A 22,073-nucleotide genomic window follows, 5' to 3' on the forward strand; every position below is an offset into this window, starting at 1 on the left:
TTTTTAAAAAGATGATCGTCGATGTGGATATTAACCACAAGGTTTACAGCAGGAAGGCAAATAAAAGAAAGGAAGCAGAATTGAAAACGCCGACGTAGTCGGCGTTTTTATTGCTTAAATTAGTTCTTCTCGACGAGGAATTTCACCACGTTGGCGTAATCCGCCACGAAATTATCCATAGAGCTGGTGTCGAGGCCGCCGTTGTTTACCATGTATTTACCATTGATAAACATCGCCGGTACGCCCTGAAGATTAACATCAGAAGCGGCTTTCTGCTGCTGTGCAACCAGCGCTTTCACTGCAAAGCTGTTCCACGCCGCATCGTAATCTTCTGAAGAGATCCCGGCAGCCTTAATAAAGGTGTCTTTCAGGCTGGCAGCATCAGTGACTGTCTGGGTTTTCTGAATACCATCAAAGATCGGTGCCGTTACTTTATCTTCGACGCCCAGTGCCATTGCAACAGCCCATGCATGCGTCACAACCGGACCAAAGTCACCACCCAGGAAATCCACGTGATATTTGGTCACTTTGGTATTGGCAGGCAGATTCTTTTTCACGGCATCGCTGACGTGATAAACGCGTTCGAATTGATAGCAATGCGGGCAGAAGAAAGAGAAAAACTCCATTACCTGCGGTTCACCAGCGATGGGCTTCGGCAGCGTGACATACTGCTTACCATCGGTAAATTGTGCCGCGGAGGCGCTAAATGCCAGCATTAAACCTACCAGCGCGAACCAAATCTTTTTCATCGTGAAAAATTCTCCTGACTGCTTCATTAAAATTGCGGGCTAAGCTGCAACGGCGGTTCGTGTAACAGCTTTTCCTGCTCGGTAAAAAGGGCAATTTGCCGACGCCAAAAATCTTCATCGGTCATCCACGGAAAGGCGCGTGGAAATGCAGGATCCTGCCAGCGACGCACGACCCAGGCTAAATAATAAACCATGCGCATCGCGCGTAAAGGCTCAATCAGTGACAATTCATGTAAATCGAAATCGCTGAATTCATTGTAAGCTTCCAGCAAAATATCCCACTGGATAAGTTGTTCCTGGCGATCGCCATTTACCAACATCCACAGATCCTGTACTGCCGGTCCGGTGCGTGCATCATCAAGATCGACAAACATCGGGCCATCACGCCACAGAATATTACCGGGATGGCAGTCACCGTGTAATCGCAGTGGCTGCCAGCGCGTATGCCATATCTGCTGTAACGTGTGGCTCAATTTATCTATGGCGGCCATTAACTGTGCTTTGAGCGCATCTGGTACCAGTACGCTCTGCTCCAGTTGTTGGCGCGGCTGTACAATATATTCATCCAATCCGATGGTTGGCCGTTGCTGGAAGCTTTTTTGCCGGCCAGTTTGATGGATGCGCCCGAGAAAACGGCCTACCCACTCCATCTGTTCTTCATTATCGGTTTCATACTGGCGTCCGCCCAGACTGGGAAATACCGCAAACATAAAACCGGCATGGCTGTTCAGGGTGGTTCCCTGTAATGCCAGGGGGGCAGCAACCGGCACTTCGTCATTTAATAAATCGTGGGCAAACTGATGTTCTTCCAGAATTTGCCCGGCGCTCCAGCGCTGCGGGCGGTAAAACTTCACGACGTAGCGGCGTTTGTCATCATCGCTAAATTGATAGACGCGATTTTCATAGCTGTTGAGGGCGGTTAAGCCAGATTCTACGCGCAGACCCGCTTCCCAAAGTGCATCCAGGATCACATCGGGGTTTAACGTCTGAAAATTAAAGGTGGCTTCGCTCATCATGTGGCCTGTGTGTTACCTTTGCTTTGATGCGCAAGGATAGCACTACTCATCATCCTTAATCACACCGCGTGCACGTAATAGCGCGGTTTTAAAATCCACTTCATAATCTTTTTTCAGACCGGGAATCTCAGCATCAGTGTCTGAATCTCGCATTTTGAGATGGTAAATCAATATGTCGTCGGTTAATTCACTTAATGGGCCACTGAAGCCTGCTTCCTGCGCTAATTTTTGTAAAAATGCCAATAGGTTAAGATCAGACTCCTTCTGCCATGCTGGTTGCAGGAGTTCGAGTAGTTCGTTGAGACGGTGATATTTCATCATTTATTCCTCATATGCAGGTGTCAGGCAGCCGACCTGTAAGTATCGTCCACTCAGGATAAGGAGACGAAGATGACAGCATTTACCGGCGTGATCCTGGCAGGCGGCCAGGGACGTCGTATGGGGGGCGAAGATAAGGGATTACTGCTGCTGCAAGGTGAACCCCTGTATCAACACGTTCTGCGCCGTTTTCGGCCACAGGTCAATATTGTGTTGATAAGCGCCAACCGCAACATTGATCGTTATCAGTTAAGCGGTTGTCAGGTGGTCAGCGACTCTCTGCCCGATTATCCTGGTCCTCTGGCGGGAATGCTGAGTGGTTTGCGTCACAGTCCGTCTGAGTGGGTGGCATTTTGTGCCTGCGATACGCCGTGGATCCCTGACGATTTCGTTGCACGTTTATGGCAAAACAAAGCAGATGCTCCGGCCGTATGGGTGAAATCCCCCCTACGCGATCACCCGGCACTGGCATTGGTGAATCGATCTTTAGCAGATGATCTCGAAACCTGGCTGTTAAGCGGCGAGCGGCGTCTGATGCAGTTTTTGCGGGAAAGTGGCGGTCATGCTGTGACCTTTACCGATCCTGAATCGGCATTTCGTAATATCAATACACCGGACGACTTACGGGATGAGGAAATACCATCATGACCGTACCTTTGCTGGCCATTGCCGCCTGGAGCGGAACCGGTAAAACGACCTTGCTGGAGAAGGTGATCCCACTGCTGAGAGACCGAGGTATCCGTTCGGGCTTGATCAAACATACACACCATCATATGGATGTCGATACGCCGGGAAAAGATAGCTATCTGCTGCGAAAAGCGGGTGCAGATCAGGTGATCGTTGCCAGCAACCAGCGTTGGGCGTTGATGTGCGAGACACCCGATGAACCCTTAAATTTGCATCAGCTGGCGGCACGTATGGACCATGCTTTGCTGGATTTAGTGTTGGTCGAAGGGTTTAAGGATGAGCCAGTTGCGAAGATTGTGTTGTGGCGTACCGGTGTGAAGGGGGCTATTGCCGATTTACTTGATGATTACGTGATTGCGGTAGCGAGTGATGTGGAATCCGCGTTGCCGATACCCGTACTGGATATTAATCAACCACAGCAGATTGCCGACTTCATTGCTGAATGGTGTTTTTCACAGAAAAATCCGTGATTTTTTTCTGATTTTCAGACGTAAAAAAGCCCTGAACTTTCGTTCAGGGCTTCTTCACTAATTGATGCCTGGCAGTTCCCTACTCTCGCATGGGGAGACCCCACACTACCATCGGCGCTACGGCGTTTCACTTCTGAGTTCGGCATGGGGTCAGGTGGGACCACCGCGCTACAGCCGCCAGGCAAATTCTGTTTATCCGCACCGCCCTCACAGGCCATACGAATCAATCCGTTTGAACAATGCTGAAAATTCTTTGCGTCTCTCAACTCAAAACGCCTCTGGCGTTGTAAGGTTAAGCCTCACGGGTCATTAGTACCGGTTAGCTCAATGCATCGCTGCACTTACACATCCGGCCTATCAACGTCGTCGTCTTCAACGTCCCTTCAGGACCCTCAAGGGGTCAGGGAGAACTCATCTCGGGGCAAGTTTCGTGCTTAGATGCTTTCAGCACTTATCTTTTCCGCACTTAGCTACCGGGCAATGCCATTGGCATGACAACCCGAACACCAGTGGTGCGTTCACTCCGGTCCTCTCGTACTAGGAGCAACCCCCCTCAATTCTCCAGCGCCCACGGCAGATAGGGACCGAACTGTCTCACGACGTTCTAAACCCAGCTCGCGTACCACTTTAAACGGCGAACAGCCGTACCCTTGGGACCTACTTCAGCCCCAGGATGTGATGAGCCGACATCGAGGTGCCAAACACCGCCGTCGATATGAACTCTTGGGCGGTATCAGCCTGTTATCCCCGGAGTACCTTTTATCCGTTGAGCGATGGCCCTTCCATTCAGAACCACCGGATCACTATGACCTGCTTTCGCACCTGCTCGAGCCGTCACTCTCGCAGTCAAGCTGGCTTATGCCATTGCACTAACCTCCTGATGTCCGACCAGGATTAGCCAACCTTCGTGCTCCTCCGTTACACTTTGGGAGGAGACCGCCCCAGTCAAACTACCCACCAGACACTGTCCGCAGCCCGGATTACGGGCCTACGTTAGAACATCAAACATTAAAGGGTGGTATTTCAAGGTTGGCTCCACGCAGACTGGCGTCCACGCTTCAAAGCCTCCCACCTATCCTACACATCAAGGCTCAATGTTCAGTGTCAAGCTATAGTAAAGGTTCACGGGGTCTTTCCGTCTTGCCGCGGGTACACTGCATCTTCACAGCGATTTCAATTTCACTGAGTCTCGGGTGGAGACAGCCTGGCCATCATTACGCCATTCGTGCAGGTCGGAACTTACCCGACAAGGAATTTCGCTACCTTAGGACCGTTATAGTTACGGCCGCCGTTTACCGGGGCTTCGATCAAGAGCTTCTCCTTACGGATAACCCCATCAATTAACCTTCCGGCACCGGGCAGGCGTTCACACCGTATACGTCCACTTTCGTGTTTGCACAGTGCTGTGTTTTTAATAAACAGTTGCAGCCAGCTGGTATCTTCGACTGGCTTCAGCTCCGGGAGCAAGTCCCTTCACCTAATGCCAGCGTGCCTTCTCCCGAAGTTACGGCACCATTTTGCCTAGTTCCTTCACCCGAGTTCTCTCAAGCGCCTTGGTATTCTCTACCTGACCACCTGTGTCGGTTTGGGGTACGATTTCGTGTTACCTGGAGCTTAGAGGCTTTTCCTGGAAGCAGGGCATCAGTTACTTCACCACCGTAGTGGCTCGTCATCACGCCTCAGCATAAAGCGCACCGGATTTGCCTGGTGCACATGCCTACACGCTTAAACCGGGACAACCGTCGCCCGGATAACCTAGCCTTCTCCGTCCCCCCTTCGCAGTAACACCAAGTACAGGAATATTAACCTGTTTCCCATCGACTACGCTTTTCAGCCTCGCCTTAGGGGTCGACTCACCCTGCCCCGATTAACGTTGGACAGGAACCCTTGGTCTTCCGGCGAGCGGGCTTTTCACCCGCTTTATCGTTACTTATGTCAGCATTCGCACTTCTGATACCTCCAGCAGACCTCACAGTCCACCTTCAACGGCTTACAGAACGCTCCCCTACCCAACAACACATAGTGTCGCTGCCGCAGCTTCGGTGCATGGTTTAGCCCCGTTACATCTTCCGCGCAGGCCGACTCGACCAGTGAGCTATTACGCTTTCTTTAAATGATGGCTGCTTCTAAGCCAACATCCTGGCTGTCTGGGCCTTCCCACATCGTTTCCCACTTAACCATGACTTTGGGACCTTAGCTGGCGGTCTGGGTTGTTTCCCTCTTCACGACGGACGTTAGCACCCGCCGTGTGTCTCCCGCGATAACATTCTCCGGTATTCGTAGTTTGCATCGGGTTGGTAAGCCGGGATGGCCCCCTAGCCGAAACAGTGCTCTACCCCCGGAGATGAATTCACGAGGCGCTACCTAAATAGCTTTCGGGGAGAACCAGCTATCTCCCGGTTTGATTGGCCTTTCACCCCCAGCCACAAGTCATCCGCTAATTTTTCAACATTAGTCGGTTCGGTCCTCCAGTTAGTGTTACCCAACCTTCAACCTGCCCATGGCTAGATCACCGGGTTTCGGGTCTATACCCTGCAACTTAACGCCCAGTTAAGACTCGGTTTCCCTGCGGCTCCCCTATACGGTTAACCTTGCTACAGAATATAAGTCGCTGACCCATTATACAAAAGGTACGCAGTCACACCCCGAAGGATGCTCCCACTGCTTGTACGTACACGGTTTCAGGTTCTGTTTCACTCCCCTCGCCGGGGTTCTTTTCGCCTTTCCCTCACGGCACTGGTTCACTATCGGTCAGTCAGGAGTATTTAGCCTTGGAGGATGGTCCCCCCATATTCAGACAGGATACCACGTGTCCCGCCCTACTCATCGAACTCACAGCAAGTGTATCTTCGTGTACGGGAGTATCACCCTGTACCCTGCGACTTTCCAGACGCTTCCACTGACACACAAACTGATTCAGGTTCTGGGCTGTTCCCCGTTCGCTCGCCGCTACTGGGGGAATCTCGGTTGATTTCTTTTCCTCGGGGTACTCAGATGTTTCAGTTCCCCCGGTTCGCCTCGTTAACCTATGTATTCAGTTAACGATAGTGCACAAGTGCACTGGGTTTCCCCATTCGGACATCGTCGGCTGTAGCGGTTCATATCACCTTACCGACGCTTTTCGCAGATTAGCACGTCCTTCATCGCCTCTGACTGCCAGGGCATCCACCGTGTACGCTTAGTCGCTTAACCTCACAACCCACAGACGTTTTTACGCATGCAGACTGCAAGCATTTGAGAGACTCGAACACATCGTTTTCATTTCTTATTACGGAGAAATGAAACAACGTGTCGTTTCAAATTTTCAGCTTGTTCCGGATTGTTAAAGAGCAAATACTTCGCAGCACACCGTTTCCGGTACGCTCTGAAGTATTGAAGTACTGTAATGGTGGAGCTAAGCGGGATCGAACCGCTGACCTCCTGCGTGCAAGGCAGGCGCTCTCCCAGCTGAGCTATAGCCCCATACAGTTACTGCAGAGACCACTACTACCACTCAACCGAGTTAACATTCTTACATGAAGAATGTAATTTCTTCTCAGGCAAGGCATGCGGAAGGGAAGTTTACTCAGGTAAACGACCGCGCATAACGCAGCATGAGGAGAAATTTGGTAGGCCTGAGTGGACTTGAACCACCGACCTCACCCTTATCAGGGGTGCGCTCTAACCACCTGAGCTACAAGCCTGTAGAGGTTTTTTCTGCTCGTTACTTTTTCATCAGACAATCTGTGTGAGCACTTCGAAGGAAGGTATCTTCAGGTAAGGAGGTGATCCAACCGCAGGTTCCCCTACGGTTACCTTGTTACGACTTCACCCCAGTCATGAATCACAAAGTGGTAAGCGCCCTCCCGAAGGTTAAGCTACCTACCTCTTTTGCAACCCACTCCCATGGTGTGACGGGCGGTGTGTACAAGGCCCGGGAACGTATTCACCGTAGCATTCTGATCTACGATTACTAGCGATTCCGACTTCATGGAGTCGAGTTGCAGACTCCAATCCGGACTACGACGCACTTTATGAGGTCCGCTTGCTCTCGCGAGGTCGCTTCTCTTTGTATGCGCCATTGTAGCACGTGTGTAGCCCTGGCCGTAAGGGCCATGATGACTTGACGTCATCCCCACCTTCCTCCGGTTTATCACCGGCAGTCTCCTTTGAGTTCCCGACCGAATCGCTGGCAACAAAGGATAAGGGTTGCGCTCGTTGCGGGACTTAACCCAACATTTCACAACACGAGCTGACGACAGCCATGCAGCACCTGTCTCACGGTTCCCGAAGGCACTAAGGCATCTCTGCCGAATTCCGTGGATGTCAAGGCCAGGTAAGGTTCTTCGCGTTGCATCGAATTAAACCACATGCTCCACCGCTTGTGCGGGCCCCCGTCAATTCATTTGAGTTTTAACCTTGCGGCCGTACTCCCCAGGCGGTCGACTTAACGCGTTAGCTCCGGAAGCCACGCCTCAAGGGCACAACCTCCAAGTCGACATCGTTTACAGCGTGGACTACCAGGGTATCTAATCCTGTTTGCTCCCCACGCTTTCGCACCTGAGCGTCAGTCTCTGTCCAGGGGGCCGCCTTCGCCACCGGTATTCCTCCAGATCTCTACGCATTTCACCGCTACACCTGGAATTCTACCCCCTCTACAAGACTCTAGCCTGCCAGTTTCGAATGCAGTTCCCAGGTTAAGCCCGGGGATTTCACATCCGACTTGACAGACCGCCTGCGTGCGCTTTACGCCCAGTAATTCCGATTAACGCTTGCACCCTCCGTATTACCGCGGCTGCTGGCACGGAGTTAGCCGGTGCTTCTTCTGCGGGTAACGTCAATTGCTGAAGTTATTAACTCCAACACCTTCCTCCCCGCTGAAAGTACTTTACAACCCGAAGGCCTTCTTCATACACGCGGCATGGCTGCATCAGGCTTGCGCCCATTGTGCAATATTCCCCACTGCTGCCTCCCGTAGGAGTCTGGACCGTGTCTCAGTTCCAGTGTGGCTGGTCATCCTCTCAGACCAGCTAGGGATCGTCGCCTAGGTGAGCCATTACCCCACCTACTAGCTAATCCCATCTGGGTTCATCCGATGGTGTGAGGCCCGAAGGTCCCCCACTTTGGTCTTGCGACGTTATGCGGTATTAGCTACCGTTTCCAGTAGTTATCCCCCTCCATCGGGCAGATCCCCAGACATTACTCACCCGTCCGCCACTCGTCACCCAAGGAGCAAGCTCCTCTGTGCTACCGTTCGACTTGCATGTGTTAGGCCTGCCGCCAGCGTTCAATCTGAGCCATGATCAAACTCTTCAATTTAAGTTTGATGCTCAAAGAATTAAACTTCGTAATGAATTACGTGTTCACTCTTGAGACTTGATATTTTTTAAGTCCGTAGACTTTTGATATCAATCCTGCGAGTGCCCACACAGATTGTCTGATAAATTGTTAAAGAGCAGTGCGACCAGCGGGTTAACCGTCTGTCGCGAGGTGGCGTATATTACGCTTTCCTCCTTCAGAGTCAATCTCTTTTTCGAGATTTTTCTCTGGCGGGATGAATCACTTCGTCCCTCGCTGACCGTCTGCGTTGCCGCTTTGCCGTGTCAGTGGAGGCGCATTATAGGGAGATAATTCTGACTGACAAGCGTTTATTGCAAAAAATTGACCGAGCGCTACTTTTTTATACGAATGTGCTAAAAGCAGGCATTTTACGCTGAAGAAACACCCAGAAAAGCCCACCGCTCGGCACAAATCATCGCAATGGCTCTAAACGTAAGTGCTATTCTGATGGTCCAATCGCAGTTTTCCCCCTGCTGCAGACAGAATTTTATTAAAGAAGGACTTTAAATGATTCGCTCCGCGCGCAGTATGGCCGGTTTGCCCTGGATCGCCGCTATGGCATTTTTCATGCAATCGCTTGATGCCACTATCCTCAACACCGCGCTTCCTGCCATCGCCACCAGCCTCCAACGTTCACCCCTTGCCATGCAATCCGCCGTTATCAGCTACACACTGACCGTTGCCATGTTAATTCCCGTCAGTGGCTGGCTGGCCGATCGCTTTGGTACACGCAAAATCTTTATCATTGCGGTATCGCTGTTCACGTTGGGTTCGCTGGCCTGTGCTTTGTCTGGCAGTCTGGGGTGGTTGGTTTTTTCCCGCGTAGTGCAGGGGATTGGCGGCGCGATGATGATGCCGGTCGCCCGACTGGCGCTGCTACGGGCCTATCCACGCAGTGAACTGCTACCGGTACTCAACTTCGTCACCATGCCTGGTCTGGTCGGGCCGATACTGGGGCCGATGCTCGGCGGTTTGCTGGTCACCTATGCCAGTTGGCACTGGATTTTCCTGATTAACATCCCTATCGGTCTGCTTGGCATCTTTTATGCGCGTAAGTACATGCCGGATTTTACCACCCCCAAACGTCGCTTCGACTTCGGTGGTTTTGTGTTATTCGGCGTTGGGTTAGTGTTGATCTCGATTGGTATCGAACTGTTCGGTGAACGCATTGTGTCGCCCTGGCAGGCAACCGCTGTTCTGTTCACCGGGGTGTTGTTGTTGCTTCTCTATATAGTCCATGCGCGCCGTCATCCGGCACCGTTGATCAGCTTACCCATGTTTAAAACCCGAACCTTTTCCATTGGCATCATTGGCAATATCGCTTCGCGTCTCGGTACGGGTTGTATTCCCTTCCTGATGCCGTTGATGTTACAGGTGGGATTTGGTTATCCGGCGATTATCGCCGGTTGCATGATGGGCCCGACCGCGATTGGCTCGTTACTGGCGAAATCCACCGTTACCCAAGTCTTACGTCGCTTTGGCTATCGCCACACCCTGGTCGGTATTTCGGTGATTATCGGTTTCCTGATTGCCTCCTTCTCGCTGCAAACGCCAGGAGGAAGTGTGTTATTGCTGCTGCTGGCGTTGTTCGTGCTGGGCATGGCGATGTCGACCCAATTCACCGCAATGAATACCATCACCCTGGCGGACCTGAATGATGAGAACGCCAGCGGTGGGAATAGCGTGCTGGCGGTAACGCAGCAACTGTCCATCAGCTTTGGTGTCGCGGTGAGTGCCGCCGTGTTGCGCTTTTATCAGGAGTTTGATGGCACCACGGTGCAACATTTCCACGCCACCTTCCTGACGATGGGGGTTATCACCGTGCTGGCCGCGTTTACCTTTATGCTGCTGCGCAATGGCGATGGCCGCCATTTAATCACCAACCGCGATAAAAAGAAGAAGGGCGCTTAAACCGAACCACGTTCCACTAACTCCGGCGTCAGGACCAGCGTTTGCTGACTGGCGTCGGGATCGCTCATTCGATGAATCAGGGTATCAATCGCCAGCTCGCCCAACTCATCTTTAGGCTGATGGACGGTACTTAACGGCGGCGTCAGATAACGCGACAGTTCGATATTGTCGTAGCCCATCACCGCAATATCCTGCGGCACACGCAGCCCGGCCTGAAACAGCGCGTGGTAGACACCTACCGCCATCGCATCATTGCTGGTAAATACCGCTTCCGGCAGCGGATCCAGCGTCAACAGTTGGTTCATGGCATTAAAACCGCCCTGAAACTCAAAGTCGCCATCAACGACATAGCCCGGTAGCACCGGCAGCCCGCTGTTAGCCATGGCTTTCTGGAAGCCATCCAGACGCAGTCGCGCAGGCGTTTTATCCAGCGGCCCGGCAATACAAGCAATACGACGGTAGCCACGATCGATCAAATGCTGTGTGGCCATCTCACCGCCTAACAGCGCGTTATCCTGAATAATGTCGCCACGGCCTTCAAACGGTGCCCAGTCCATCATCACCATGGGAATCGACGGATAACGATTCAGAATATCCGCCGAGGGCAGGTGGGTTTCCGTGCACATGATCAGCAGGCCATCAACGCGCTTTTGCAGCAACGTTTCCAGACTGCGGTTCATACGTTCCTCATCCCCTTCGGTATTGCACAGAATCAGGCTGTAGCCACGTTCATAACAACTGTTCTCAACGCCGCGCACCACTTCAGAATAGAAGGGGTTATTGCTGGCGGTCAGAAGCATGCCGATGGTGCGTGTCTGATTGATTTTGAGGCTGCGCGCGAGGGCAGAAGGGGCGTAATTCAGCGTGCGGATGGCCTGCTCCACCTTTTCACGCACCTGTTCGCTAACAAAGCGATTGTTGTTAATCACATGCGAAACGGTGGAGGTAGAGACGCCCGCCAGGCGGGCGACATCTTTCATGGTAGCCAAATGCTTAGCCCTGTTGTTGCAGGAAGGCATCAATCTCGGTACGCCACGGCACCGAGGGTTGCGCCCCGGGGCGCGTCACGGCGATGGCGGCCGCCGCATGGGCAAAACGTACCGCATCATGCATCAAGACCCCTTCCAGACGGGCGGTAATAAACGCGCCGTTGAAGGTATCGCCCGCTGCAATGGTGTCGACCGCCTGTACGCTAAAGCCAGGAATGCGCACACCCTCGCCTTGCTCGCTCAACCAGACACCACGACGGCCCAGGGTAATCAGCACCGTCTGGATACCTTTACCATGCAGCACTGCCGCCGCCCGCGCCGCATCTTCATCGCTTTTCACTGCGATGCCGGTCAGGATTTCCGCTTCGGTTTCGTTTGGCGTGATGATATCGATCAGTGCCAACAGTTCATCGGAAAGATGGGTGGCAGGGGCCGGATTAAGAATCACCTGCGTTTGCTGCGCTTTGGCGATTTTCGCCGCCGCCAGCACGCTTTCCAGCGGTGACTCTAATTGCATCAACAACGCATCAGCATCCGCGATAACCTGTTGATGACGATCAACACAGGCCGGCGTTAACGCCGCATTAGCACCAGAATAGATGCCGATATTGTTTTCACCTTCGCCATTCACGAAGATCATCGCCACACCGGTGGCTTCATCCGCGACGGTTTCCACCGGCGCAGTATCAATTCGGTCCTGCTGCAACTGCTGGCGGATACGTTCGCCAATGTCATCTGCACCCACGCAGGCAATAAAGGCGATATTGGCACCCGCGCGTCCGGCGGCTACCGCCTGATTAGCCCCTTTGCCGCCAAAGGCAATCTGATACTGTTTCCCGATCACCGTTTCGCCTGGTCGTGGAAAATGGGCGAGGTTAAGGATGTGATCGGCATTGATGCTGCCGAGTACGGCCAGTTTTGCGCTTTTGCTCATAGGGAGTGATCCATCAAAATTGCGCCACCTCAATGGTGGCGCGTTGCCCTGCTTTTCTTTGCGTGTTATTTGGTAACCAGTTTCAGATCGACCGGGTTGATCGCCTGCACTTTTTCACCTTTCAATACTTTATCCGCAGTCTCTACGCCGATGATACCAATCTTGTCAGGCATCTGCGCAACGGTCGCGGTCAGTTTACCTGCTTCCACCGCTTTTACACCGTCAGCGGTGCCGTCAAAACCGACCACCACCACATCGGTTTTACCGGCGGTTTGCAGTGCGCGCAGGGCGCCCAGCGCCATTTCGTCGTTCTGTGCGAACACCGCCTGCACATCCGGATGCGCCTGCAACAGGTTCTGCATCACGTTCAGACCTTTGGTACGGTCAAAATCCGCAGGCTGGCTGGCGAGGATATTGAATTTATGTGCATCAGCAGCCTGTTTAAAGCCATCACCACGCTCACGCGCCGCTGAAGTACCGGCAATCCCCTGCAACTCGATGATTTTCGCGCCATCACCCAGTTTCTTCGCAATAAAGTCACCGGCCATTTTGCCGCCAAAGCGGTTGTCAGATGCCACATGGCTCACCACCGTACCCTGTGACGCCACGCGGTCGAGGGTAATCACCGGGATATTTGCCTGGTTGGCCATTTTCACTGCGTTGCCAACGGCATCAGAGTCGGTCGGGTTGATCAGCATCAGCTTGGTGCCGCGCACGGTGAGATCCTGCACGTTCGCCAGCTCTTTCGCCGGGTTGTTCTGTGAATCCAGCACCACCAGGTTATAACCCAGCTTGTCAGCTTCTTTCTGTGCGCCATCTTTCAGCGCAACAAAGAACGGGTTGTTCAGGGTAGAAACCACCAGAGCGATAGTATCCTTCGCCATCGCGCTGGCACTCAGAGTGGCGCCAAGAATGACGGCCAATGCGGTTAACTTTTTCATTAATGCATCCTGTGTGAAGGTCAGAGTTATTTACTGCTTTTGTTATCCACCAGCACTGCCAGCAGAATTACTACTGCTTTTACAATCATTTGATAGTAAGAGGAGACACCTAACAGATTGAGGCCGTTGTTCAGGAAACCGAGAATCAATGCCCCGATCAACGTACCCATGATGCGACCTTTACCGCCCGCCAGGCTGGTGCCACCCAGTACTACGGCGGCGATGGCATCCAGTTCATAACCCGTGCCCGCCGTTGGCTGTGCCGAGGAGAGACGCGCCACCTCGATGGTGCCTGCCAGCGCCGCCAGCATGCCGCACAGTGAATAGACGATGATTTTGACGCGGTTAACATTGATACCCGACAGCCGCGTGGCCGCTTCGTTACCACCCAGCGCGTAGATATAACGTCCCAGACGCGTGTGATGCAGCATGTACCAGGCCAGCCCGAACACCACAGCCATCAACCACACCGGGGTCGGAATCCCCAGCGGACGGCCAATGCCGAACCAGCCAAACAGATCGGCGTTATCGCTAAAGCCAGTATTAATCGGGCTGCCGTCGGTGTAGACCATGGTGACGCCACGCAGCAGCAGCATCATCACCAGCGTGGCGATAAACGCCTGCACTTTGCCACGAGCCACAATGGTGCCGGTGATACCGCCAATCGCCGCGCCCAGCGCCAGCGAAGCCGCCACCGCCACCAGCGCATTGACTTCATGACCCACGATCGAGGCCGCCACTGCACCGGTCAGCGCCAGCAACGAGCCGACGGAGAGATCGATGCCTGAGGTCAGGATGACCAGTGTCATCCCCACCGCCATAATGGCGTTGACCGAAGTCTGCTGCAGAATGTTGAACAGGTTGGCGACGGTGAAGAAATTCGGGCTGAGGCTGGCAACCACGGCAATCAGCACAATCAGCGCAATCAGCGATTTCTGCTCCAGCAACCAGGCTTTGCTGAACCAGCGACGGCTGGCGGGTAAGGTTTGGGTACTCATACAACTAACTCCTCGCTGTGTTGCTTACCGACTGCCGCTGCCATCAGGGATTCCTGGCTAGCCTGCTCACGGGTAAATTCGCCACTCAGATGGCCTTCATGCATCACCAGAATGCGATCGCTCATGCCCAGCACTTCCGGCATTTCAGACGACACCAGAATGATGCTCAGCCCATCGGCTTTAAACTGGTTAATTAACTGATAAATCTCTTTTTTCGCGCCCACATCCACGCCGCGTGTTGGCTCATCAAGGATCAACACATTCGGTCGCGTCATCAGCCCACGGGCAATCGCCACTTTTTGCTGATTACCGCCAGAAAGCAGGCCAATCGGCTGTTCCATCGACGGGGTTTTCACGTTGAACAGGCGGATAAAATCACCCACCGCCAGCTGTTCTTCCGCGTGTTTCAGGCTGCCATTACCACGACTGAAGTAGCGCAATGCGGTCAGTGACATGTTTTCTTTCACCGACATGCCCAGCACCAGGCCGTCGCGTTTGCGGTCTTCGGAGATATAGACGATGCCGTTCGCCAGACCATCCTGTGGCGCATGCGTCACCACTTCACGGCCATCCAGCGTGACTTTGCCGCCGCTACGTGGCAATGCGCCATATAACAGCTTCATCAATTCGGTGCGCCCCGCCCCCATCAGGCCGGACACGCCAAGGATTTCACCCTTACGCAGGTTAAAGCTGACGTCATGAACGCCTGGCCCGCTCAGGTTTTCCACCTGCAAGCGCACGGCGCCCGGAGCCTGGTCAAGATGCGGGTATTGCTCTTCCAGCTTGCGCCCGACCATCATCTCAATCAGGCTCTCTTCACTCAGCTCGCTGACCGGACGCTCGGCAATAAATTGACCGTCGCGGAATACCGTGACGTCATCGCAAATCTCAAAGATCTCTTTCATACGGTGGGAGATGTAGACGATGCCGCACCCCTGCGCTTTCAACTCGTTGATCACGCGGAACAATGACAGGGTTTCGGTATCGGTCAGTGCATCTGTCGGTTCATCCATAATGATGACGCGCGACTGGAAGCTAAGTACCTTGGCGATCTCGACCATCTGTTGGTCGCCAATTGACAAGTCACCCACCAGCTTATGGCTGTTAAAGCGCAGGTTCAGACGAGCCAACAGCGTATCCGCCTCGGCATACATCTTTTTCCACTCGATGCGGCCAAAACGGTTCACAAATTCGCGTCCGAGGAAGATATTCTCCGCCACGGTCAGCTGCGGGATCAGGTTGAGTTCCTGATGAATGATGCCAATGCCCGCTTCCTGGGATGATTTGGGCCCGGAAAAGGTAGTTTCTTTGCCGAGCCAGTGCAGTGAACCGGCATCCATGCTGTAAATACCGGTCAGCACCTTCATCATGGTGGATTTACCGGCACCATTTTCGCCCACCAGCGCCATCACCCGCCCAGGCCAGACGGCCAGTGATGCGCCTTTCAGCGCTTTCACACCGGGAAACGACTTTTCAATCCCTTTGAGTTGCAATAACGGTTGCATAGCGACCTCAGAAGGTAACGCCCGCGCTCAGGATGACATTCGCATACGGAGAACACTCTCCGCTGCGAATGACCGCCTGACTACGCTGAGTCTGTTGTTTGAACTGTTCATGACTGGTGTAACGAATAGCGATGGTATTTCCCTGGTGTCGTTGCAAGGCATCGAGCACGGCGAGCAGTGCGCTGTGGAGCTGCGGGTTGAACTGCTTGATCTCTTCCGCCATCAGAGCGCTCTCAACCTGCATCTCCTGAGTAACCACCTCAACAACCTGTAAAAACTCGGGTGTACCCGGCGTCAGCGCCAGATCGATACGTTGCGGCCCCACCGGAATGGGCAACCCCGCATCGGCAATCGTCAGCGTATCCGTGTGTCCCAGACGGGCAATCACATGAGAGATTTCAGCGTTTAACAAGCGACCTTTTTTCATTTCTTCCACTCCACAGCGAAACGTTTCGCTGACCGGAGTGTATAAAAAATGCATAGCAACTCAATCCCGGCATCACGGAAATGTGATCGCCATCGAAACGTTTCGCTTGTACCAGAAAATATTTGAGTTAGGTGGATAACCAAACCACCTCAACAGACAAGGTCAGCCGAATTTTCTCAATCAACGAGAGAAACTCCCTGCGTTTCCGGCAGAAATTCCCTTCCGCTCTCTGTGTTACGTTTTTTCATCGGTAACGGAATGTGTATTTGTTGTGCGCCACCACGCAGGCATCAAAGGATTGAACCTAATGAATTTTAAAATGAAAGCAATTGCCAGCCTGAGCGCCTTATCACTGGTGGCTGCCGCCTGGGCTGATGAGGGAGAGATGGCACCAAAGGCTGAAGTGTTCGGGCCGGTCGCGATCGCCACTGCCGACTTTAGTGTTACAAGTTCAGTGGATGAATCTGTCCTGTTCGAACTGGACGCTTCCGCCAGCAAGAATGCCGTCTCTTTTAGCTGGAAAGTGGCAGAGGGGAAAGGTGTCTTTTGGCTACAGGAAAAACCAGGAGGAGGCTGGAAGACCGAGGTTAATCAGGCCAAAGCCAAAGCCCTGGTTCCGGCCAGGCACACCGGTGTCGCGGTCTATGAAGTCAGCGTCACCGATAAAGATGGCAACATCGATACCAAACGCGTCACCATGACCGCCACTTCCCCGTGGTATTCATCCGTGACGGAAAATCCGGCTAAACCCACTGAATTTCCGGACTGGGGTGAAGAAAATACCTATATGGCAGGCGATAAAGTCACTTTCGCCGGGATTAAGTACATCGCGACCAAATGGACACAATCGATACCCGCTAATGGTGCAGGCTGGAAGTTTGCGGACCCGGAACAGCTACGTGAATGGAATAAATCGATGTCCTATTCCAGTAAGGATAAAGTCACCTGGCAGGGGAAAGCCTGGAAGGCTGCCTACTGGACCCAGGGCAACACGCCGGGAGAACATTCCGTCTGGCTGGAGTTATAAACGGGCTGCCGCAGCAGCCCTGCCAGATCATCAGGGGAGTTTCCTGACCTGTTTCACATCCAGCTCCACCGCGTTGAGCCCCTTATCCAGCTCGCCGGTCAGCTCAACACGATCTTTGGGCGAAATGGTTTGTCCATCCCAGCGTTTGTGATCGATTTCGACCTTCATGGTGCCGGTCTCATCACGGAACAGATAATCCTCTTTACCCACTTGCTTATCCAGATAACCACGCACGGTGATCCAGCTATCGTCCTTCATTGTTTCAGCCTGCTTAACCGTCACAACGCTGGTGTTTCCAGGCTGAAAGCCACCGGCATGGTGTTGCACTGCAGGCGCATTGGGGTCAACAAATCCCCCCTGCTGTGCCGCCAGAACCGGCGTGGAAGCCAATGCGACGATCGCGAAAAGTGCTGCATGCTTTTTCATATTTTCACCTCTTTTCCATGAATGTGCGGGATACGGAGGCTATTTCACCATAGGGTTCTTAACAGGATCTTAAGGCGGATCAATTTATTAAAATTCGTGAAAATCAGGCCAAATGTCGCGATTTATCCTGTACATGAACGCTTCTGCTTCGTATAACTCGAGGATACAGGGAGGGACTTACATGCGCATTTTATTGATTGAGGACGACAGAATAATCGGTGACGGCCTGAAAGTCGGCCTGACCAAACTCGGTTTCAGCGTGGACTGGTTCGTTTCCGGTGACGCTGGCTTTCAGGCGCTGGCATCTGCCCCCTGGGATGCCGTGATCCTTGATTTGTCGCTGCCGGAAAGAGATGGACTCGATATCCTGCGCCAGTGGCGGCAACAGGGCCAGGATGTGCCGGTGTTGATCCTCACCGCGCGCGATGCGCTCGATCAGCGGGTTCAGGGTTTGCAACTGGGCGCAGATGACTACCTGTGCAAGCCATTTGCGCTGGCCGAAGTTGCAGCACGTCTGGAAGCGCTGATCCGTCGGCGTCACGGCCAGTTACAGCCGGAGCTGCGCCACGGCAAGGTGGTGATGTCCCCAGCCAGCCACAGCGTGCTGCTGGCAGGGGAACCGGTAACACTGAAAAGTCGTGAACTGGCGCTACTGGAGCTGTTCCTGCGCAATCCTGGTCGGGTGCTGACACGCAGCCAACTGGAGGAGAAGCTCTACAGCTGGGATGACGATGTCTCCAGTAATGCCGTGGAGGTTCACATCCATCATCTACGTAAAAAGCTCGGCAGCCAGTTTATCCGTACCGTGCATGGTGTCGGTTATACCCTGGGAGCCGCAGAATGAGCCTGTTCCTGCGGCTCACCCTCGGTTTTGTGCTGCTGATTATGCTGTGCTGGGGCACCGCCAGCCTGAGCGCCTGGCATCAGACACGGGAAACCGTCAATGAACTGTTTGATACCCAGCAAATGCTGTTCGCCAAACGCCTGCTGGCCCTTGATCCGACGACATTGCACCAAACGACGCTACCCAAAAACAACGCGTTACTGAGCCATCATCGCGGTAAACAGGATGATGACGCGCTGGCTTTTGCCATTTTTAGTCACGACGGCACGCTGCTGCTCAATGATGGCGAAAAGGGCCGGGAGTTGCAGTTCGATGACGGGCGCGATGGTTTTCGCAATGGACACCTGCGCGATGATGATGACCGCTGGCGTTTGTTGTGGCTAACCTCTCCCGACCAACGCTATCGCGTGGTGGTCGGTCAGGAGTGGGACTACCGCGACGATATGACCAGCGATTTGGCGCAAAGCAACATCCTGCCGTGGCTGATCGCGCTGCCGTTTATGCTGACCCTGCTGCTGGCGCTGGTGTGGTTTGAACTGCGCCCGCTAAAACGCCTTACCGCCTCACTCCACCAGCGTGCAGCCGATGATGCCACGCCGCTGCCGCTGGCACGCCTGCCGAAAGAAGTTCAACCGCTGGTCCAGGCACTGAACGGCCTGTTCAACCGTATGGCAGCCCTGGTACAGCGTGAACGCCGTTTTACCTCCGATGCAGCCCATGAGTTGCGCAGCCCGCTGGCGGCATTGCGGGTGCAGAGCGACGTGATCCAATTGGCGGACGACGATGAAGCGATGCGCAATCGCGCGTTACAGCAGCTGGATGCGGGGATCCTGCGTGCGACCCGGCTGGTAGATCAACTGCTGACGCTCTCCCGAGTTGAAGCGGATGATCTGCGCAGTGAATTTCAGCCGACAGCCCTGGCCCCGCTGCTGCAAAACCTGTTGGCCGAACATTTTTCCCAAGCGGAAGAGAAACATATCGATTTACAGCTGCACACCACAGCGCAACCGGTGATGAACGGTCATCAGCTGTTGCTGACATTGATGATGCGTAATCTGCTGGATAACGCGCTGCGTTATACCCCTGACGGGGGCCAGGTGACGGTCAGCCTGACGGCTGGTGCCATGATTATCGATGATAACGGTCCCGGGGTGAGCGATGAGGCGTTAGCGCGCCTCGGCGAACGTTTCTGGCGTCCACCGGGACAAACGCAAACCGGTAGCGGGCTGGGACTCTCGATCGTGAAGAATATCGCGCAACTGCACGCCATCCGCGTTGGTTTTAGTCAGAGAACAGCTGGGGGGTTGCGCGTCACGCTAAGCTGGTAACGGACGCGCAGAACAACGTTAAATCTCGACCTGGGTGCCCAGTTCAATCACCCGGTTAGGTGGGATTTCAAACTGATCCGGTGCACGCAGCGCATTGCGTTGCAGAGCGAGGAACAGCTTGCCGCGCAGACGCAGATACCAAGGACGGTCGCCAATAATCAGTGATTCATGCGACATAAAGAATGAGGTTTCCATCATGCGACAGTTCAGCCCTTCCAGCCCGCAGCGATGGAAAATCTCTTCGACATTAGGCGTTTCTCGCCAGCCGTAGCTGGCCACGACGCGCCAGAATGTCGGTGACAGCTGCTCAATGGTGACGCGTCTGACGTTATGCACATAGGGTGCATCTTCAGTACGCAAGGTCAGCAGCACCACGCGTTCATGCAACACTTTGTTGTGCTTGAGATTATGTAGCATGGCAAACGGGATCACATTTAACGCACGCGACATATACACCGCCGTACCCGGTACACGCACCGGCGGCGATTTCTCCAGCGAGGCAATCATCGCTTCGAGCGAGTTGCCGTGTTCATGCATACGACGCAACAGGCGGAAGCGCTCGCTTTTCCAGGTGGTCATAACAATAAACATCACCAGCGCCAGACACAGCGGCAGCCAACCGCCGGAGAAGATTTTCACCAGGTTGGCGGAGAACAGCGAGATATCAATGCACAGCAGCGCCACCAAAATTAAGCTGACGACAATTTTATTCCAGTGCCAGTTTTTGATCGCCACGGTGCAGGAAAGAATGGTGGTCAGCACCATCGTGCCGGTTACCGCGATCCCGTATGCCGCTGCCAGATTGCTGGAGTGTTCAAAGCTGACGATGACAATCAGCACCGCGAAGTAGAGCAGCCAGTTGATTACCGGCACATAGATTTGGCCGGATTCCATCTCAGAGGTATGGATAATGCGCATCGGCGGCAGATAGCCGAGACGCACCGCCTGACGCGTTAACGAGAAGACGCCGGAAATCACCGCCTGCGAAGCAATGACCGTGGCCAGTGTGGCGAGGATCAGTAACGGAATCAGCGCCCAGTCCGGAGCCAACAGGAAGAACGGGTTTTTGATGGTTTCAGGATGTGCCAGCAGCAACGCGCCCTGGCCAAAATAGTTCAACACCAGCGACGGCAGCACCACCGCGACCCAGGCCAGACGAATCGGTAACTTACCGAAGTGCCCCATATCGGCATACAGCGCTTCTACGCCGGTAATCGATAAGACAACAGCCCCGAGCGCAAAGAAGGAGATAGTTTTGTAATGCAGGAAGAAGTTAACCGCATGTGACGGGTTAAGTGCCTGCAATACTTCCGGATTTTTGATGATGCTGTTGGCACCCAGCACCGCCAGCACGATAAACCACAACAGCATCACCGGGGCAAACAGCTTACCCACAATCCCCGTGCCGTGCTTCTGAATAATAAACAGCAGCGTCAGCACCGTGATCGACAAAGGGACAATCCAGGGATCGAGCGAAGGCGCAGCAATCTCCAGACCTTCAATCGCGGACATCACCGAGATCGCCGGGGTAATCACCACTTCGCCATAGAAGAAGCTGCCGCCAATCAATCCCATGATCACCAGAATCGCTGTGGCTCTGGCTCCGGTATTACGCCCGGCCAGCGACATCAGCGTCAAAATCCCCCCTTCACCGGCGTTATCAGCGCGCATTACGTAGCTGATGTATTTCAGTGACACCACCAGAATCAGCAGCCAGAAAATAAGAGAAAGGAAGCCGAATACCGCATCACGTTCCACACCAAAACCAAACTGGCCGGAGAGGCATTCGCGCAAGGTATAAAGTGGACTGGTGCCAATATCGCCATACACCACGCCGATTGCGGCCAGCGTGACAGCGCCAAGGGACTGCTTGTTTTCCGAGCTCATAGAGTTATCTTTTGTTGGAGTCGATCAGGCGGTTGCCGACCGCTCTGGCCATCAAAAAGCGCACAGTATGCACATATTCCCAAAAAAACCTACCCTTACAAACATACAACATGGCGCGAGCGACGCGGTTTTTCGCCGCAAAATCCGGCAAAAATACGCCGGAACAGGCGAGTAGCCTCGCTTCAACCTTCTGAAACAAAAAAGCTGACGGCTATCAACGCTTTCACGCATGATAATCAGTAGAGTAATGCGCTCGCCAGAATGCGATGGCACCAGGATCAGAAGGACAATGATGTG

General features: G+C 53.6%; 17 protein-coding genes, 2 tRNA genes and 3 rRNA genes. 6 read left to right on the top strand and 16 right to left on the bottom strand.

Annotated features, from left to right (window positions below):
• Positions 1–119 precede the first annotated feature (119 nt).
• From dsbA to PAT9B_RS19940, 3 genes are read right to left on the bottom strand one after another with little or no spacing between them, the layout of a single operon-like run.
• Positions 120–749, bottom strand: coding sequence for a thiol:disulfide interchange protein DsbA (gene dsbA / locus PAT9B_RS19930; RefSeq protein ID WP_013511072.1), 630 nt, complete (start codon positions 747–749; stop codon positions 120–122).
• Positions 750–775: 26 nt separating this feature from the next.
• Entirely contained in the window at positions 776–1,762 is a 987-nt protein-coding gene (locus PAT9B_RS19935; RefSeq protein ID WP_013511073.1) for a serine/threonine protein kinase, read from the bottom strand.
• Between the two features lie 45 nt (positions 1,763–1,807).
• The gene (locus PAT9B_RS19940; RefSeq protein ID WP_041525874.1) at positions 1,808–2,083 is read right to left on the bottom strand and encodes a YihD family protein; all 276 of its coding nucleotides are present in this window, start codon (positions 2,081–2,083) and stop codon (positions 1,808–1,810) included.
• A 72-nt stretch (positions 2,084–2,155) separates the two neighbouring features.
• On the opposite strand from PAT9B_RS19940, the gene mobA reads away from it, so the two are divergent.
• Both mobA and mobB read left to right on the top strand, forming a co-directional pair.
• Complete coding sequence (gene mobA / locus PAT9B_RS19945; protein ID WP_013511075.1) at positions 2,156–2,731, top strand: molybdenum cofactor guanylyltransferase MobA; 576 nt, start codon at positions 2,156–2,158, stop codon at positions 2,729–2,731.
• Positions 2,728–3,240, top strand: coding sequence for a molybdopterin-guanine dinucleotide biosynthesis protein MobB (mobB, locus tag PAT9B_RS19950; protein WP_013511076.1), 513 nt, complete (start codon positions 2,728–2,730; stop codon positions 3,238–3,240). Before mobA ends, mobB begins: the two co-directional genes overlap by 4 nt.
• Positions 3,241–3,306: 66 nt before the next feature.
• Here mobB and rrf read toward each other — a convergent pair.
• The 5 genes from rrf to PAT9B_RS19975 all read right to left on the bottom strand — a co-directional run bounded on the left by rrf (position 3,307) and on the right by PAT9B_RS19975 (position 8,538).
• Positions 3,307–3,422 (bottom strand): 5S ribosomal RNA (rrf, locus tag PAT9B_RS19955).
• A 106-nt stretch (positions 3,423–3,528) separates the two neighbouring features.
• Positions 3,529–6,432: ribosomal RNA gene (locus tag PAT9B_RS19960) — 23S ribosomal RNA — on the bottom strand.
• Positions 6,433–6,626: 194 nt separating this feature from the next.
• Positions 6,627–6,702: transfer RNA gene (locus PAT9B_RS19965), tRNA-Ala, on the bottom strand.
• A gap of 144 nt (positions 6,703–6,846) precedes the next feature.
• A tRNA-Ile gene (locus tag PAT9B_RS19970) sits at positions 6,847–6,923 on the bottom strand.
• 74 nt (positions 6,924–6,997) lie between these two features.
• Positions 6,998–8,538 (bottom strand): 16S ribosomal RNA (locus PAT9B_RS19975).
• The 16S, 23S and 5S rRNA genes sit together here with 2 tRNA genes alongside, the layout of an rRNA operon.
• Before the next feature lie 528 nt (positions 8,539–9,066).
• Between PAT9B_RS19975 and mdtD the strand changes: the two genes are divergently transcribed.
• Positions 9,067–10,470 carry a multidrug transporter subunit MdtD gene (gene mdtD, locus PAT9B_RS19980; RefSeq protein ID WP_013511077.1) on the top strand — a complete coding sequence of 468 codons (1,404 nt, stop codon included), beginning with the start codon at positions 9,067–9,069 and terminating at the stop codon, positions 10,468–10,470.
• Here mdtD and rbsR read toward each other — a convergent pair.
• The 6 genes from rbsR to rbsD form a co-directional block, all read right to left on the bottom strand.
• On the bottom strand, positions 10,467–11,459 hold the full coding sequence (rbsR, locus tag PAT9B_RS19985; protein ID WP_369700777.1) for a ribose operon transcriptional repressor RbsR: 993 nt from the start codon (positions 11,457–11,459) through the stop codon (positions 10,467–10,469). The two genes, mdtD and rbsR, sit on opposite strands and share 4 nt — an antisense overlap.
• A 4-nt stretch (positions 11,460–11,463) precedes the next feature.
• The gene (gene rbsK, locus PAT9B_RS19990) at positions 11,464–12,393 is read right to left on the bottom strand and encodes a ribokinase (RefSeq protein ID WP_013511079.1); all 930 of its coding nucleotides are present in this window, start codon (positions 12,391–12,393) and stop codon (positions 11,464–11,466) included.
• Positions 12,394–12,458: 65 nt separating this feature from the next.
• On the bottom strand, positions 12,459–13,334 hold the full coding sequence (gene rbsB / locus PAT9B_RS19995; protein WP_013511080.1) for a ribose ABC transporter substrate-binding protein RbsB: 876 nt from the start codon (positions 13,332–13,334) through the stop codon (positions 12,459–12,461).
• 26 nt (positions 13,335–13,360) lie between these two features.
• On the bottom strand, positions 13,361–14,332 hold the full coding sequence (gene rbsC / locus PAT9B_RS20000; RefSeq protein ID WP_013511081.1) for a ribose ABC transporter permease: 972 nt from the start codon (positions 14,330–14,332) through the stop codon (positions 13,361–13,363).
• Complete coding sequence (gene rbsA, locus PAT9B_RS20005) at positions 14,329–15,837, bottom strand: ribose ABC transporter ATP-binding protein RbsA (RefSeq protein ID WP_013511082.1); 1,509 nt, start codon at positions 15,835–15,837, stop codon at positions 14,329–14,331. Before rbsA ends, rbsC begins: the two co-directional genes overlap by 4 nt.
• Positions 15,838–15,844: 7 nt before the next feature.
• On the bottom strand, positions 15,845–16,264 hold the full coding sequence (gene rbsD, locus PAT9B_RS20010; RefSeq protein ID WP_013511083.1) for a D-ribose pyranase: 420 nt from the start codon (positions 16,262–16,264) through the stop codon (positions 15,845–15,847).
• A 307-nt stretch (positions 16,265–16,571) separates the two neighbouring features.
• Here rbsD and PAT9B_RS20015 point away from each other — a divergent pair, with 307 nt between their 5' ends.
• Positions 16,572–17,291, top strand: a complete 720-nt coding sequence (locus tag PAT9B_RS20015) for a carbohydrate-binding protein (RefSeq protein ID WP_013511084.1) — start codon at positions 16,572–16,574, stop codon at positions 17,289–17,291.
• A gap of 30 nt (positions 17,292–17,321) precedes the next feature.
• On the opposite strand, the gene PAT9B_RS20020 is transcribed toward PAT9B_RS20015, so the two are convergent.
• On the bottom strand, positions 17,322–17,717 hold the full coding sequence (locus PAT9B_RS20020) for a YgiW/YdeI family stress tolerance OB fold protein (RefSeq protein WP_013511085.1): 396 nt from the start codon (positions 17,715–17,717) through the stop codon (positions 17,322–17,324).
• Positions 17,718–17,898: 181 nt separating this feature from the next.
• Between PAT9B_RS20020 and qseB the strand changes: the two genes are divergently transcribed.
• Together qseB and qseC are read left to right on the top strand one after the other, a co-directional pair.
• A complete protein-coding gene (qseB, locus tag PAT9B_RS20025) occupies positions 17,899–18,561 on the top strand; it encodes a quorum sensing response regulator transcription factor QseB (RefSeq protein WP_013511086.1) in 663 nt (220 codons plus the stop codon).
• On the top strand, positions 18,558–19,889 hold the full coding sequence (gene qseC / locus PAT9B_RS20030; RefSeq protein ID WP_013511087.1) for a quorum sensing histidine kinase QseC: 1,332 nt from the start codon (positions 18,558–18,560) through the stop codon (positions 19,887–19,889). Before qseB ends, qseC begins: the two co-directional genes overlap by 4 nt.
• A gap of 18 nt (positions 19,890–19,907) precedes the next feature.
• Here the strand turns inward: qseC and kup are convergent, their stop codons facing one another.
• Positions 19,908–21,776 carry a low affinity potassium transporter Kup gene (gene kup, locus PAT9B_RS20035; RefSeq protein ID WP_013511088.1) on the bottom strand — a complete coding sequence of 623 codons (1,869 nt, stop codon included), beginning with the start codon at positions 21,774–21,776 and terminating at the stop codon, positions 19,908–19,910.
• Between the last annotated feature and the right edge of the window lie 297 nt (positions 21,777–22,073).

Source organism: Pantoea sp. At-9b, assembly GCF_000175935.2.
Taxonomy (GTDB): Bacteria; Pseudomonadota; Gammaproteobacteria; order Enterobacterales; family Enterobacteriaceae; genus Pantoea.

Bases quoted from the DNA above. Each gene is read 5' to 3' on its own strand.
- dsbA (WP_013511072.1), bottom strand. From the start codon at position 749: ATGAAAAAGATTTGGTTCGCGCTGGTAGGTTTAATGCTGGCATTTAGC.
- PAT9B_RS19935 (WP_013511073.1), bottom strand. From the start codon at position 1,762: ATGAGCGAAGCCACCTTTAATTTTCAGACGTTAAACCCCGATGTGATC.
- PAT9B_RS19940 (WP_041525874.1), bottom strand. From the start codon at position 2,083: ATGAAATATCACCGTCTCAACGAACTACTCGAACTCCTGCAACCAGCA.
- mobA (WP_013511075.1), top strand. From the start codon at position 2,156: ATGACAGCATTTACCGGCGTGATCCTGGCAGGCGGCCAGGGACGTCGT.
- mobB (WP_013511076.1), top strand. From the start codon at position 2,728: ATGACCGTACCTTTGCTGGCCATTGCCGCCTGGAGCGGAACCGGTAAA.
- mdtD (WP_013511077.1), top strand. From the start codon at position 9,067: ATGATTCGCTCCGCGCGCAGTATGGCCGGTTTGCCCTGGATCGCCGCT.
- rbsK (WP_013511079.1), bottom strand. From the start codon at position 12,393: ATGAGCAAAAGCGCAAAACTGGCCGTACTCGGCAGCATCAATGCCGAT.
- rbsB (WP_013511080.1), bottom strand. From the start codon at position 13,334: ATGAAAAAGTTAACCGCATTGGCCGTCATTCTTGGCGCCACTCTGAGT.
- rbsC (WP_013511081.1), bottom strand. From the start codon at position 14,332: ATGAGTACCCAAACCTTACCCGCCAGCCGTCGCTGGTTCAGCAAAGCC.
- rbsA (WP_013511082.1), bottom strand. From the start codon at position 15,837: ATGCAACCGTTATTGCAACTCAAAGGGATTGAAAAGTCGTTTCCCGGT.
- rbsD (WP_013511083.1), bottom strand. From the start codon at position 16,264: ATGAAAAAAGGTCGCTTGTTAAACGCTGAAATCTCTCATGTGATTGCC.
- PAT9B_RS20015 (WP_013511084.1), top strand. From the start codon at position 16,572: ATGAATTTTAAAATGAAAGCAATTGCCAGCCTGAGCGCCTTATCACTG.
- PAT9B_RS20020 (WP_013511085.1), bottom strand. From the start codon at position 17,717: ATGAAAAAGCATGCAGCACTTTTCGCGATCGTCGCATTGGCTTCCACG.
- qseB (WP_013511086.1), top strand. From the start codon at position 17,899: ATGCGCATTTTATTGATTGAGGACGACAGAATAATCGGTGACGGCCTG.
- qseC (WP_013511087.1), top strand. From the start codon at position 18,558: ATGAGCCTGTTCCTGCGGCTCACCCTCGGTTTTGTGCTGCTGATTATG.
- kup (WP_013511088.1), bottom strand. From the start codon at position 21,776: ATGAGCTCGGAAAACAAGCAGTCCCTTGGCGCTGTCACGCTGGCCGCA.